Origin of the sequence: Flavonifractor sp. An92 (assembly GCF_002159175.1) — a bacterium.
Taxonomy (GTDB): Bacteria; Bacillota; Clostridia; order Oscillospirales; family Oscillospiraceae; genus Pseudoflavonifractor_A.
This window is the reverse complement of the sequence record NZ_NFGZ01000013.1, coordinates 75,618-89,404: the sequence shown is the minus strand read 5'-3', so window position 1 is coordinate 89,404 and position 13,787 is coordinate 75,618. Positions and strand designations below refer to the sequence as shown.

At 65.5% G+C, this 13,787-nt stretch carries 12 protein-coding genes; 10 read left to right on the top strand and 2 right to left on the bottom strand.

Annotated features, from left to right (window positions below):
- The first annotated feature begins 161 nt into the window (after window positions 1–161).
- Window positions 162–380 (top strand): hypothetical protein, encoded by a 219-nt coding sequence (locus B5G43_RS10455; protein WP_242960532.1) that lies wholly within the window; start codon window positions 162–164, stop codon window positions 378–380.
- A 57-nt stretch (window positions 381–437) separates the two neighbouring features.
- Window positions 438–2,036 carry an MBL fold metallo-hydrolase gene (locus B5G43_RS10450; protein WP_087260998.1) on the top strand — a complete coding sequence of 533 codons (1,599 nt, stop codon included), beginning with the start codon at window positions 438–440 and terminating at the stop codon, window positions 2,034–2,036.
- Between the two features lie 58 nt (window positions 2,037–2,094).
- On the opposite strand, the gene B5G43_RS10445 is transcribed toward B5G43_RS10450, so the two are convergent.
- Window positions 2,095–3,381, bottom strand: coding sequence for a hemolysin family protein (locus B5G43_RS10445; protein ID WP_242960531.1), 1,287 nt, complete (start codon window positions 3,379–3,381; stop codon window positions 2,095–2,097).
- Between the two features lie 169 nt (window positions 3,382–3,550).
- Between B5G43_RS10445 and B5G43_RS10440 the strand changes: the two genes are divergently transcribed.
- The 8 genes from B5G43_RS10440 to pyk all read left to right on the top strand — a co-directional run bounded on the left by B5G43_RS10440 (window position 3,551) and on the right by pyk (window position 13,283).
- Window positions 3,551–4,861 (top strand): chloride channel protein, encoded by a 1,311-nt coding sequence (locus B5G43_RS10440; protein WP_087260995.1) that lies wholly within the window; start codon window positions 3,551–3,553, stop codon window positions 4,859–4,861.
- On the top strand, window positions 4,848–6,434 hold the full coding sequence (locus B5G43_RS10435) for an amidohydrolase (protein WP_087260993.1): 1,587 nt from the start codon (window positions 4,848–4,850) through the stop codon (window positions 6,432–6,434). Before B5G43_RS10440 ends, B5G43_RS10435 begins: the two co-directional genes overlap by 14 nt.
- Before the next feature lie 16 nt (window positions 6,435–6,450).
- Entirely contained in the window at window positions 6,451–7,119 is a 669-nt protein-coding gene (gene sdaAB, locus B5G43_RS10430) for an L-serine ammonia-lyase, iron-sulfur-dependent subunit beta (RefSeq protein WP_087260991.1), read from the top strand.
- Window positions 7,120–7,980: an L-serine ammonia-lyase, iron-sulfur-dependent, subunit alpha gene (gene sdaAA, locus B5G43_RS10425; RefSeq protein ID WP_087260989.1), complete on the top strand. Its 861-nt coding sequence runs from the start codon at window positions 7,120–7,122 to the stop codon at window positions 7,978–7,980. It begins immediately after the preceding gene.
- A 3-nt stretch (window positions 7,981–7,983) separates the two neighbouring features.
- Window positions 7,984–9,033 carry an acyltransferase family protein gene (locus B5G43_RS10420; RefSeq protein WP_087260987.1) on the top strand — a complete coding sequence of 350 codons (1,050 nt, stop codon included), beginning with the start codon at window positions 7,984–7,986 and terminating at the stop codon, window positions 9,031–9,033.
- Between the two features lie 23 nt (window positions 9,034–9,056).
- Window positions 9,057–10,484, top strand: a complete 1,428-nt coding sequence (locus tag B5G43_RS10415) for an MBOAT family protein (RefSeq protein WP_087260985.1) — start codon at window positions 9,057–9,059, stop codon at window positions 10,482–10,484.
- Window positions 10,485–10,494: 10 nt separating this feature from the next.
- Entirely contained in the window at window positions 10,495–11,694 is a 1,200-nt protein-coding gene (locus B5G43_RS10410; protein WP_087260984.1) for a DHHW family protein, read from the top strand.
- Window positions 11,695–11,864: 170 nt separating this feature from the next.
- Window positions 11,865–13,283 (top strand): pyruvate kinase, encoded by a 1,419-nt coding sequence (gene pyk, locus B5G43_RS10405; RefSeq protein WP_087260982.1) that lies wholly within the window; start codon window positions 11,865–11,867, stop codon window positions 13,281–13,283.
- A gap of 48 nt (window positions 13,284–13,331) precedes the next feature.
- Here pyk and B5G43_RS10400 read toward each other — a convergent pair whose 3' ends face one another.
- Window positions 13,332–13,721 carry a hypothetical protein gene (locus B5G43_RS10400; protein ID WP_087260980.1) on the bottom strand — a complete coding sequence of 130 codons (390 nt, stop codon included), beginning with the start codon at window positions 13,719–13,721 and terminating at the stop codon, window positions 13,332–13,334.
- Window positions 13,722–13,787: the final 66 nt, after the last annotated feature.

Below are 13,787 nucleotides of genomic sequence, written 5' to 3'. Positions count from 1 at the left end.
GCGCCGGACCGGCTTCGCCGGTCCGGCCTTTCTATTATAAAAATCTCACAGAAGGGCTGTCAATTTGTAATTTTCGAATTCAATTCGTATTTTTCGATATAGTTCGCCCAAATATTGATTTTATCAATAAAGCGGCCGGCGGCATAGGATGCCCCGAGGTGATGGCGTTGGAGAATCCGGTGCTGGCGCGGCTGGAGCGGCTGGGGGGCCGGGCCGAGCCCCTGTGGCTCTACACCCTCCTGACGGTGGTGGAGCTGGAGCGCTACCCCCTCTGGGCGTGGAACGAGGCCCTCTCCCGGGCCGTGGGGCGGCGGGTCTCCTGCCCCTCCTACCGGGCCCTCACCCGGAGGCTGGAGGAGGCCGTCCGCGGGGAGAATTGACAATCCAACGGGAAGGAAGTACAATGGCCTTGTATAAAATAGACAAGGAGGTGCCCTATGAGGCTGACCTTTTTCGGAGCGGCCAAGGCCGTCACCGGCAGTTGCCACTGCATGGAGTGCAACGGCAAGAAGATCCTGGTGGACTGCGGACTCCAGCAGGGCCGGGATGAGCGGGACAACCGGGAACTGGACTTCAACGCCGGGTACATCGACGCCGTCATCGTCACCCACGCCCACATCGACCACTCCGGCCGCATCCCCCTGCTGGTCAAGCAGGGGTTTGAGGGCAACATCTACTGCACCCGCCTGACGGGACAGCTCCTGTCCATCATGCTGCGGGACTCCGCCCACATCCAGGAGAGCGACGCCCAGTGGCAGAACCAGAAGGGCAAGCGCGCCGGCCGGGAGCCGGTGGAGCCCCTGTACACCGTGGCGGACGCCGAGGAGGCGGTGAAGCACCTGGTCACCTGCGAGTACGGCGACATCCTGGAGATCGAGCCGGGGGTGAAGGTGCGCTTCACCGACGCGGGCCACCTGCTGGGCTCGGCCAGCGCGGAGGTGTGGCTCACCGAGGGGGACGAGACCCGGAAGATCGTCTTTTCCGGCGACATCGGCAACCGGGACCAGCCCATCATCCGGGACCCCCAGTACATCCAGGAGGCCGATTACGTCCTCACCGAGTCCACCTACGGCGACCGGAACCACGATGTGAGCGAGGCCCCGGACTACACCGCAGACCTGGCCGCCATCATCGACGAGACGCTGGGCCAGGGCGGCAACGTGGTGATCCCCTCCTTCGCCGTGGGGCGCACCCAGGAGCTTTTGTACTTCATGCGGGAGATGAAGGAGGAGGGCATGGTCCGCTCGGTGCCCAACTTCCAGGTCTATGTGGACTCCCCCCTGGCGGGCGAGGCCACCCGCATCTTCTCCGGGGACCTGCACGGCTACCTGGACGAGGAGGCCATCGAGGCGCTGAAGGGCGGCGCCCTGTTCCGCTTCCCCGGCCTCAACATCACCGAGACCAGCGAGGAGTCCAAAAACCTGAACCTGGACCCCTCCCCCAAGGTCATCATCTCCGCCTCCGGCATGTGTGACGCCGGACGCATCCGCCACCACCTGAAGCACAACCTGTGGCGGAAGGAGTGTACCGTGGTCTTTGTGGGCTACCAGGGCGAGGGCACTTTGGGCCGGCGGCTGCTGGACGGGGTGAAATCGGTCAAGCTCTTCGGCGAGGAGATCGCCGTCCAGGCCCGCATCGTCAACTTCCACGGCCTCTCCTCCCACGCCGACCGGGACGGCCTGCTGCGGTGGATCAGCGCCTTCACCTCCAAGCCCAAGGAGGTCTTTGTGGTCCACGGCGAGAAGGAGGTCACCGAGATCTACGCCCAGACCCTGCGGGAGCGGGGCTTCTCCGCCCACTCGGCCAACTATGAGGAGGTCTACGACCTGCTGGCCGGGCGCATCGTGGCCCCCGGCATCGTGCTGGAGTCCAAGCCCACCCGGGTGGCCGACTCGGCCTCCCCGGCCTACAAGCGCCTGGAGGAGAACGGCCGGCGGCTGCTGGAGGTCATCGCCCACAACCGGGGCGGCGCCAACAAGGACCTGGCCAAGTTCGCCGACCAGCTCAAAGCCCTCATCGACAAGTGGGACCGCTGAGGTCTTCCCCAAAAACCACCGAGCCCCGGGCCATCTGGCCCGGGGCTCGGTTTCTGTCTTACGTACGTTCTTCGTCCTCGGCGTCCGGCCGGGGCAGGCGGGACACCAGGGCCCACTCCACCCGGCGCTCCCGCAGGGACTCCACCTGAATGCGCAGGCCGTAGACTTCCACCAGCGGGCGGCTGCCGTCCTCCGGGATCACCGAGAGCTGGGCAAAGACCAAGCCACCCAGGGTCTCGGCCTCCTCGTCGTCGGGGAAGTCGATCTCCAGCGCCTCGGCCAGCTCCTCCAGCTCCGCCGAGCCGGCCACCCGCCACTGGTTCTCCCCCAGACGGATGATCTCCTGCTCGTCCTGGGGGTCAAATTCGTCATAGATATTGCCCACGATCTCCTCCAGCAGGTCCTCCATGGTCACCAGACCTGCCGTACCGCCGTACTCGTCCACCACGATGGCCATGTGGACCTTCATGCTCTGCATGTCCCGGAAGAGCTTTACCGCGGTCACCGACTCGGGGATAAAATAGGGCGTGCGCAGCAGCTCCCGCAGGGGGCGGGGCTCCTCCCGCCGGGCGTTGAGGAAGTAGGTGCGGGTGGAGAGGATGCCGATGACGTCGTCGGCGTCCTTGTCGTACACCGGGAAGCGGGAGAGTCCCGTTTCCTCAATGGTGCGCAGGATCTCATCGTCCTGGGCCCCCACCCACAGCATCACCATATCCGTGCGGTGTACCATCACATCCCCGGCGGTCAGGTCCTTGAAGTCAAAGACGTTCTCGATCATCTCTTTTTCCCCGGCGTCGATGGCGCCCCGCTCCTCGCCCAGGTCCATCATCAGGCGGATCTCCTCCTCGGAGACCTCCTCCCGCTCCAGGTCCGGGTCGATGTGGAAGAGCCGCAGGGCCTGCCGCACCACAAAAGCGAGGCTCCCCGTGATGGGCCGCACCACCGTCACCAGGGGCAGCAGCACCGGGGCCAGGGCGGCCAGGGTGGGCAGCGGGGCGTTGAGGGCCAGCCGCCGGGGGATGAGCCAGGTCAGCACATAGAGGACCGCCAGACACCCCGCCAGCGCCCCGCAGCGCCACGGGAGCGCCGGGAGCAGCTGCTCCGCCCCCAGCCACAGGCACACCGCCTCCGCCGCGCAGCACAGCAGCCGCCACAGGGCCACCCCCCGCAGGAACGCGGCGGGATGCCGGAGGCACCGGGCGGCCCGGACGGCCTTTTCCTCGCCCTCTCCGGCCTGACGGCGGAGGGACGGGAGGCTCACCTCCTCCAGCGCCACGGCGCAGGCGGCAAAGAGCATGTCCACCACCAGTGCCAAGATCAGAATGCTTCCTATGGTCGGCAGCAAGGCCAATTCCCCCTTAAGATCGCTCCTTTACTCCAGGAGCCATTAAATTTTAGTATAGCATACTGCCGTCTGTTTTTCACCGGTTCCGGAAAAATCTTTTGGAACGGCTCCAACTATGCTATAATGGCCCCAAGAGCGCCGCGCTGGGGCTGAGAAAGGGGCATCACCGTTGGAACAGACACGGCACACCGTTTTGGCACGGCTCACCGAGCCGGGTATTTTTCTCAAATGGCTTTTCTTTGCCGCCGGCATCGGCATCGTGGTGGGCGGGGTGAGCACCGCCTTTTACTACGCCTTCCACTACGCCACCCTGGCCCGGCATACCTGTCCCTGGCTGATGCTCCTCCTCCCTCTGGGGGGTATGGGCATCGTGCTTCTGTACCGGGCGTGCGGTATGGAGAAGGACCGGGGCACCAATTTCGTGCTCATCGCCGTGCGGGAAAACGCCCCGCTGCGCCTGCGCACCGCGCCGCTGGTCTTTCTCTCCACCATCCTCACCCATCTGGTGGGCGGCTCCTCCGGCCGGGAGGGCGCCATCTTGCAGATCGGCGGCTCCATCTCCTCCAAAATCGGCCGCTGGATGCGTCTGGACGACAAGGACAGCCGGGTCATCACCATGTGCGGCATGTCGGCCGCCTTCGCCGCCCTGTTCGGCACGCCCCTCACCGCCGCCGTCTTTGCCATGGAGGTGGTGAGCGTGGGCGTCATGTACTACGCCGCCATCGTCCCCTGCGCCATCGCCGCCATCGTGGGCCTGTGGGTGGCCCAGTGCTTCTCCGTCCCCGCCACCGCCTTCGCTCTGACGGGGGTGCCCAATCTGTCCCCCGTGAGTTTGGCCCAGGTCATCGCCATGGGGGTGCTCTTCGCCCTGCTGTCGGTGCTGTTCTGCCACGGGATGCACCTGGCCAGCCACCTCTATGACCGCTTTCTTCCCCACCCGCTGGCCCGCAGCGCCGCGGGCGGCGCGCTGGTGCTGGTCCTTACCGGGGTGGTGTGGCTGTGGGCCCCCTTTACCTTTGACTACAACGGCGCGGGCGAGGAAGTGATTGCCTCCGCCATCGCCGGAGAGGCCCGGCCGGAGGCGTTTTTGCTGAAAATCCTCTTTACCGCCATCACCCTGGGGGCGGGCTTCAAGGGCGGCGAGATCGTCCCCGTGTTCTTCACCGGGGCCACCTTCGGCTGCACCGCCGCGCCCTTGCTGGGGTTGGACCCCTCCTTCGGGGCGGGGCTGGGCATGGTGAGCGTCTTTTGCGGCGTCACCAACTGCCCCATGACCTCCCTCCTCATGGCGCTGGAGCTCTTCGGCGGCGGGAGCCTGGGGATGCACACCGGCCAGAGCCTGTGCCTCTTCGCGGTGTGCATCGCCGTGTCCTACATGCTCTCCGGCTATCAAGGGCTGTATAGCGAGCAGAAAATCGTATATAGTAAGTTCCGACCGGAATTTATCAACCGAAAGGCGAATGACGATGAAGCACACTGAAACGATCTATTTCGGAGGACCCATTCTGACCATGGAAGAGGGGAGCGCCCCTCAGGCCGTGCTGGTGCGGGGGGACCGTATCGCGGCGGTGGGGGACCTCGATGACCTGCGCACTCTTGCCCCCGGCGCGGCGGAGCGGGATCTGGAGGGCCGCGCCCTCCTGCCCGCCTTTGTGGACAGCCACAGCCACATCACCGCCGTGGCCGCCACCCTGGGGCTGTGCCAGCTGGGGGCGGCCGCCTCCCCGGCGGAGGCGGCGGAGCTCCTGGCCGCCTTCCGGCGGGAACATGACATCCCGGCAGGGGAGTGGGTCATCGGCTTCGGCTACGACCACAACGTATTCCCCGGTGAAAAGCACCCCACCCGGCAGGACCTGGACCGGGTCCTCCCCGATTGCCCCGCCCTCATCACCCACGCCTCGGGCCACATGGGTGTAATGAACACCCTGGGGCTCGAGAAGTTGGGCCTTACGGCGGAGACTCCCGACCCCGCCGGGGGCCGCCTGGGGCGGGACGAACATGGACAGCTCACCGGCTATCTGGAGGAGGCCGCCTTTCTCCAGGTGAGTGCCGCCCTCCCCACCGCCACGCCGGAGCAAGCTCTGGAGCAGCTCCGCAAGGCCCAGGAAGTGTACCTCTCCCGGGGCATCACCCTGGTCCAGGACGGCGTCACCGGCCCGGGGCAGGACGCCCTCCTGCGCACCCTGGCCCGGGAAAACGGTCTTCTGGTGGACGTGGTAGGCTACGCGGACCTCCAGAAATCCCCCGAGCTTGCCCATAAGCCTGGCGTAGGCCGGTACCGGGTGTGCGGCTATAAACTCTTCCTGGACGGCTCCCCCCAGGGGAAAACGGCCTGGATGCGCCAGCCCTATGAGAATGCCGGAGACTACCGGGGCTACCCCGTCCACACCGACGGGGAGGTGGACGCCTGGGTGGAACAGGCCCTGCAGGAAAACCGTCAGATCCTGGTCCACTGCAACGGCGACGCGGCGGCAGAGCAGCTCCTGAACGCCTGTGAGCGGGCCCAGGAGAAGGTGGGCCGGCCCATTGCCACCATCCGCCCGGTGATGATCCACGCCCAGCTGGTGGGGAAGGACCAGCTCCGCCGGGCCGCCCGGCTGGGGGTGATCCCATCCTTCTTTGCCGCCCACACCTGGTACTGGGGAGACATCCATTTGAAAAACTTCGGGCCGGAGCGGGGGAGCGGCATCAGCCCCCTGGGCACCGCCCAGCGCCTGGCCTTCCCCTTCACCCTCCACCAGGACTCCCCGGTGATTCCGCCGGACATGGTGGAGAGCGTGTGGTGCGCCGTGTGCCGCGTCACCCGGAACGGGGTGCAGCTGGACCCCGCCGAGGCGGTGACCCCGCTGGAGGCCCTGAAGGCCGTCACCCTCCACGCCGCCGCCCAGTACGGCCTGGAAGGGGAGCGGGGGAGCATCGCCCCCGGCAAGCGGGCCGACTTTGTGATTCTGTCCGCCGATCCCACGGCGGTATCGACCCAAACCCTGCGGACCATCCGGGTCCTGGAGACCATCCGAGACGGGGAGACGGTGTATACCGCCCCCAATCCATGAGAAAGGACGCCATATCATGACCCTCTTTGACATCATGGGCCCCATCATGGTGGGCCCCTCCTCCTCCCACACCGCCGGCGCGGTGCGCATCGGGCTCATCACCCGGCGGCTGCTGGGCAGCCAGCCCATCGGGGCGGAGCTCACCCTCCACGGCTCCTTCGCCGCCACCGGCCGGGGCCACGGCACGGACCGGGCCCTCATCGCGGGCCTCCTGGGCATGGAGCCCGACGACCCCCGCATCCCCCAGAGCTTTGCCCTGGCCGAGGAGGCGGGCCTCACCTTCCAGTTCCGCAACGGCGTGCTGAAGGACGCCCACCCCAACTCGGTGCAGATCCGGGCCATGGACAAAAACCTCAAGCGCATCACCATCGTGGCCGCCTCCCTGGGCGGCGGCCGGGTGAAGGTCACCTCGGTGGACGGGCTCCCCGCCGCCTTCACGGGCGAGAAGAACACCCTGGTCATCCGCAACGAGGACCGGGTGGGCGAGGTGGCCGCCATGGCCAACGCCCTGTCGGACAACAACGTGAACATCGCCTCCATGCAGCTCTACCGGGATGCCAAGGGCGGCGAGGCCCTCATGGTCATCGAGAGCGACGAGACCATCAGCCCGTCCACCATCGAGCGCATCCGCCAGGTGGACGGCATTCTGAGCGTGACGTACATGGATCTGGGAGGAGGCAAATAAATGTTCACATCCGTAGAATCTCTGCTCCACGCCGCCGAGGCGGGAGACAAGCCCCTCTGGGAGGTCATTCTGGAGGACGATATGGCCGACCGCAGCGTGGAGCGGGAGGCCTCGTGGAAGAAGATGACCGGCCTCTGGCACGCCATGCAGGCCGCCGAGGCCGACTATGACCCCGCCCGCCGCTCGGCCAGCGGCCTGGTGGGCGGCGAGGGCGGCCGGATGGCCGAGGACGAGGCCAGCCTGTGCGGCCCCTTCCTCCAGGACATCATCACCACCGCCCTCAAGATGGGCGAGTGCAACGCCTGTATGCGCCGCATCGTGGCCGCCCCCACGGCAGGCGCCTGCGGCGTGCTGCCGGCGGTGCTGCTGCCCATGCAGCGGCGCTACCACTTCTCCGAGGAGCAGATGATCCAGGCCCTCTATATCTCAGCCGGCTTTGGGCAGGTCATCGCCGCCCGGGCCTCCATCTCCGGCGCGGAGGGCGGCTGTCAGGCCGAGATCGGCTCGGCCTCCGGCATGGCCGCCGCCGCCATCACCTTCCTCATGGGCGGCTCCCCCCGGCAGATGGCCCACGCCTGCGCCATGGCCCTCTCCAACATCCTGGGTCTGGTGTGCGACCCGGTGGCCGGTCTTGTGGAGGTGCCCTGCGTGAAGCGCAACGTGATGGGGGCCTCCAACGCCCTGGTGTGCGCCCAGATGGCCCTCTCGGGGCTCATCAACCAGATCCCCTGCGACGAGGTCATCGACGCCATGGGCGCCGTGGGCGCCAGCCTCCCCTCCGCCCTGCGGGAGACCGGCGAGGGTGGCCTTGCCGCCACCCCCTTCGGGCGCAAGGTGTCCGAGCAGATGCGGGGGCAGTGAGCCATGGCCGGCAAGAGCGGGGAGCGGCTTCTCTACGCCGATCTGCTGCGGGTGTGCGCCACCGTCGCGGTCATCATGATCCACATCTCCGGGGGCTGGATCTCGGAGGCGGCGGTGGGCTCCGCCGCCTGGAACACCCTGAATCTCTATGACGGTCTGGCCCACTGGTCGGTGCCGGCGTTCATCATGCTCTCCGGCATGTTTTTGCTGGACCCCAAGCGGGAGGTGACCCTCCACAGCCTTCTGTTCCGGCAGACCCTGCGTCTGGTAGCCGCCCTGGTGGTGTGGAGCGCGGTGTACGCCCTGTTCGGCGCCTTTCTGGAGACGGGGACTGTCACGCTGGCCGACCTGGTGGGCGGCCTGAAAGAGCTGGTGTGGGGCAAGCTCCACTACCACCTGTGGTTCCTCCCCATGATGATCGGGCTGTACCTGGTCACCCCCATCCTGCGGGGCTTCGTGCGGGGGGCCACCGGGAAGGAGCTGGGGTGGTACTTCCTCCTGGCCTTCGTGCTGGCCATGGTGCTGCCCACCACGCTGGCCCTGCGGCCCAGCAAGACGGTGTCCTCCTGGCTCTCCCAGCTGGATATCCGCATCGTGCTGAGCTACGCCAGCTACTACGTACTGGGCTACTGCCTGAAAACCTGCACCCTCTCCCTCCCGGCGGAGCTGACCATCTACGGCCTGGGGGCGGCGGGTGCGGTATGGACGGTGTGGGGCACCGCCTGGCTCTCCCAGATGCAGGGGGCCCGCTTCACCTTCTACAACTACAACTCCCCCAACATCGCCCTCATGTCCGCGGCGGTGTTCCTCCTCTTCCGGCGGCTCCCCCTGCGGGGCTCCGGACGGTGGATCTCGGCGCTGTCCGCCATTACCTTCGGCATCTACCTGTGTCACGACCTGTTCATCATGCTGCTGCGCCACTTCGGCGTATCCACCCTCTCCTTCCTACCGGCGCTGTCGGTGCCGCTGCTCACGCTGGGGGTGTTCCTGTGCGCGGCGCTGGTGGCCTGGCCGTTATCCAAAATCCCCCTGGTGGGGCGGCTCATCACCTGACGGGCCGGCAAAGGAGTTTTAACGTGCTGTTTTCCAGTTCCATTTTTCTCTTCCTCTTCCTGCCGCTGATGCTGCTGGGGTACTACGGCCCCTGCCGCCTCTTCGGCCGGTGGAGCCGCCCGGTGCAGAACCTGCTGCTGCTGGTGGGCTCCCTCTTCTTCTACGCCTGGGGAGAGCCCTGGTTCGTGCTGGTGATGATGGCCTCCATTCTGGTCAACTACGGCTTCGGCCTGTGGGTGAGTGCCTGCCAGGAGCGGGGCCGTTCCACCCGCGCCCCCATCGTGCTGTCGGTGGTGTGCAACCTGGGGCTCATGTTCGTCTTTAAATACCTGACCTTCGTCCTCACCGAGCTGGGACGGCTGGGTCTGTCCCTCACCGTGCCGGTGATCGAGCTGCCTCTGGGCATCTCCTTCTTCACCTTCCAGGCCATGAGCTATGTGCTGGACGTGAACCGGGGCCGGGGGAGCGTCCAGCGCAATCCCCTCAAGGTGGGTCTGTACATCTCCTTCTTCCCCCAGCTCATCGCCGGACCCATCGTCAAGTATGAGACGGTGGCCGAGGAGATCGACACCCGCCGGGAAAACTGGGCGGACTTCTCCTCCGGCGTGTGCCGCTTCCTGGTGGGCATGGGGAAAAAGGTCATTCTGGCCAACCAGCTGGCGGTGGTGGCCGACTTCGCCTACGGCCGCCCGGCGGGCGACCTGTCCACCGGCATGGCCTGGCTGGGGGCGCTGTGCTACACCCTGCAGATTTACTACGACTTCTCTGGCTACTCCGACATGGCCATCGGCATGGGCCGCATGTTCGGCTTCCACTTCCTTGAAAACTTCAACTACCCCTACATCTCCCGCTCGGTCACCGAGTTCTGGCGGCGGTGGCACATCTCCCTGTCCACCTGGTTCCGGGACTATGTGTACTTCCCCCTGGGCGGCAGCCGGGTGGACAAGCGCTGGAAGCACATCCGCAACCTCTTCGTGGTGTGGCTCCTCACCGGCATCTGGCACGGAGCGGCGTGGACCTTTATCCTGTGGGGCCTGTACTACTTTGTCCTCCAGGCGCTGGAGAAGTTCTGCGGCCTGGGCCGGGGCTGGCCGGAGGGGCTGAAATGGCTCTTCACCTTCTTCCTGGTGAATCTGGGCTGGGTCCTCTTCCGGGCCGAGTCCCTCAGCGTGGCCATCCCCTACCTCACCGCCATGTTCACCCCCGCGGGCGGCGGATGGGACGGGTATGCCACCCTCTTCCTCACCGACAACCTGCCTATCCTGGCCGCGGCGCTCCTCTTCTCCGCGCCGGTGGCCCCGTGGCTGGGCCGCAAGGCGGAGAACTGGACCGGCGTGCCCGCCCTGGTGCGGGACGTGGTCTATCCGCTGCTGCTGGTGGCCCTGCTGGCCGTGTCCGCCAGCTTCATCGTCAAGGGCACCTACAACCCCTTCATCTATTCCAACTTCTAAGGAGGACGTCATGAAACACCGCAAAGAGACTTTTACCGCCGTCCTCTTCCTGGCCCTGCTGGCCGCGGGGCTGTGCTACATCGGCTTTCTGTTCCTGAATGGGGAGAGCGAGCTGCGCAAGGAGCTGGGCAAGGTCCGCCGGGACCTCTCCTATGCCCTGACCTTCGTGGAGAGCGCCGAGACCGCCCTCAACGAGGACCTGGACCAGGAACACGGCTTTATCCAGCTCTACGGCGGCTTCCAGCGCCTGACCGGCCGCCGGGTGCTGGAGGACGTGAACCAGGCCGCCCAGGTGGTACGGCTCTCCAACGGCGCGCTGAACTTCTCCTACCTCAGCACCACCCCCGCCGACATGACCGGTCTGGCCGACACCTTCAACCAGTTCGGGGACCATCTGGCCGGGGAGGGCATCCCGCTCCTCTATGTGGCCGCCCCCCAGAAGGTGGAGGCGGGGAAGGACCTGCTGCCCCCCGGCCTCACCGACTACAACAACGAGAACGCCGACCGGTTCCTCTCCCTCCTGGAGGAACACGGCACCGACACGGTGGACCTGCGCCCCCTTTTTGAGGAGACGGAGGACTATGCCTCCTGGTTCTTCCGCACCGACCACCACTGGAAGCCGGAGGCCGCCTTCTACGCCTGGCAGTACCTGACCACCATCCTGGAGGAGGACTACGGCATCTCCACCGACCCCGCCTACACCGACGAGAGCAACTACGACAAGGTGGTCTATGAGGACTATTTCCTGGGCAGCCAGGGCAAGCGGGTAGGCACCCTCTACGCCGGGACCGACGACATCACGGAATATATTCCGAAGTTTGAGACAAACTTTACCTACACCTGTCCCTTTTATGCCATCGACCGCTCCGGCCCCTTTGAGGAGTCCCTGCTCTTCCCGGAGCGGGTGGCCGAGAAGGACTACTTCAACGGCAACCCCTTCACCCTCTACGCCGGCGGCGACTACCCCCAGGCCACCATCGTCAACCACCTCAATCCCGACGGAAAGAAGGTCGTCCTGCTGCGGGAATCCTTCTCCTGCGCCCTGACGCCCTTCCTGGCCCTGTCCTGCTCGGAGCTGACCACCATCGACCTGCGCTATTTCTCCGGCGACCTGCCCGAAACCCTGTCAGAACTGGACCCGGACCTGGTCGTTGTGCTCTATTGTGTCAGCTCTTTGAATTCCCAGGACCTGTTCCGTTTCGGATTATAAGGCTCTTATAGTAATTTTGCCGGAACTTTAGGCGCAAATTCGGGGGACAGCCCCTTTTGCGCCTATTTTCTTGTTACTTTTGCCGGTTTTCACTGGCCTTGATTTGCTATATAATAAAAATGGTTCTTAAATGTAATTAATTGGAATTCCTGTTTCGGGAGGAAACGACTGTGAGAAAGACGAAAATTATTTGTACGCTGGGCCCCGCCGTTGACAGTGAGGACATGATCCGTCAGCTGATCGAGAACGGTATGAATGGCGCCCGCTTCAATTTTTCCCATGGTACCCATGAGGAGCAGCTGGCCCGTCTGACCATGCTGAAGAACGTCCGGGATCAGATGGGCGCCTCCGTGGCCACCATTCTGGACACCAAGGGCCCCGAGATCCGCATCCGCTCCTTCGCCGAGGGCCCCATCACCCTGGAGAAGGGCCAGACCTTCACCCTGACCACCGAGGACGTGGCCGGCACCCAGGAGCAGGTCTCCGTGACCTACGCCAACCTGCACAACGAGGTGGCCCCCGGCTGCCGCATCCTGGTGGACGACGGTCTGATCGAGCTGCGCGTCATGGAGATCGAGGGCCGCAACATCCGCTGCGAGGTGGAGAACGGTGGTCCTCTGTCCAACAACAAGTCCATCAACATCCCCAATGTGTCCATCCTGCTGCCCTCCCTCACCGAGAAGGACAAGTCCGACCTGAAGTTCGCCGCTGACAACGACTTCGACTTCGTCGCCGCCTCCTTCATCCGGAAGGCCAGCGACGTGGAGGACATCCGCGCCTGCCTGAAGGAGTACGGCGGCGAGCACATCCAGATCATCGCCAAGATCGAGAACCGCGAGGGCGTGGACAATCTGGACGCCATCATCGAGGCCGCCGACGGCATCATGGTGGCCCGCGGCGACCTGGGCGTGGAGATCCCCGCCCACGAGGTGCCCGTGCTCCAGAAGAAGATGATCAAGGCCGCCATCAACAAGGGCAAGCACGTGGTCACCGCCACCCAGATGCTGGACTCCATGATGCGCAACCCCCGTCCCACCCGTGCCGAGGTCTCCGACGTGGCCAACGCCGTGTTCGACGGCACCTCCTGCATCATGCTCTCCGGTGAGACTGCCTCCGGCAAGTACCCCGTGGAGGCCCTGAAGGCCATGGTGGACATCGCCACCGCCGCTGAGAATTCCGTCAACTACTGGAAGCGCTTCACCCAGCGCACCATCAACACCCGCGTGGACTCCATCACCGACGCCATGACCCACTCCAGCTGCCTGACCGCCATGGACCTGGGCGCCCGGGCCATCATCGCCCCCACCCAGTCCGGCTACACCGCCCGCATCCTGGCCAGCTACCGCCCCGCCTGCCCCATCGTGGCTGTGTGCCAGAACGACCGCACCTGTCGGAAGCTGGCCCTGTGCTGGGGTGTCCAGAGCCTGCTGTCCGGCTTCGTGGACTCCACTGACCGCCTGTTCTCCATGTCCGTGGACGTGGCCCGCAAGGAGGGCCTGGTCCAGAAGGACGACATCGTGGTCATCACCGCCGGCGTGCCCATCGGCCAGAGCGGTACCACCAACCTCATCAAGGCCCAGAAGGTCTAATCCAAAGCGCACACAGCGCCCCTTCCCAACTGGGAAGGGGCGCTGTTTTTATGTATGTTTCTGGCTGAGGGAAAGTCCGCCCTCCACCTCGCCGCCGTCGAGGCTGTTCACCCGGACGACAAAGGTCTTGCCGTCGGACGCCGGATAGCAGAAGGCCCGCTCCGCACCGGCCGTCACGGTGATGGCGTCCCGCTCCGTCCGGGTACCAAAGAGCCCTTGCTGATACAGGATCACCTGGCAGGTGTGCTCCCCGTCGTTGCGAAAGCTGACCTCCAGGGTGTCGCCCTGGCCGCTGGGACAGTGGAGGGAGTCGGTCTGATAGCTGCCCTGGCTGCTGTAAAAGGCGTCCCCATAGGACAGCGGCGCGCTCCCCGCCGCACAGCCCGCGGTGAGGAGCAGCAGAGCCGCCAAGATGCCGGTCCACGTCCTTCGGCCCATACGATCACATCCCATTTTTTCTGTATCTTACCATTCCATCTCCGGACCGTCAAGCCGAAGCGGGCT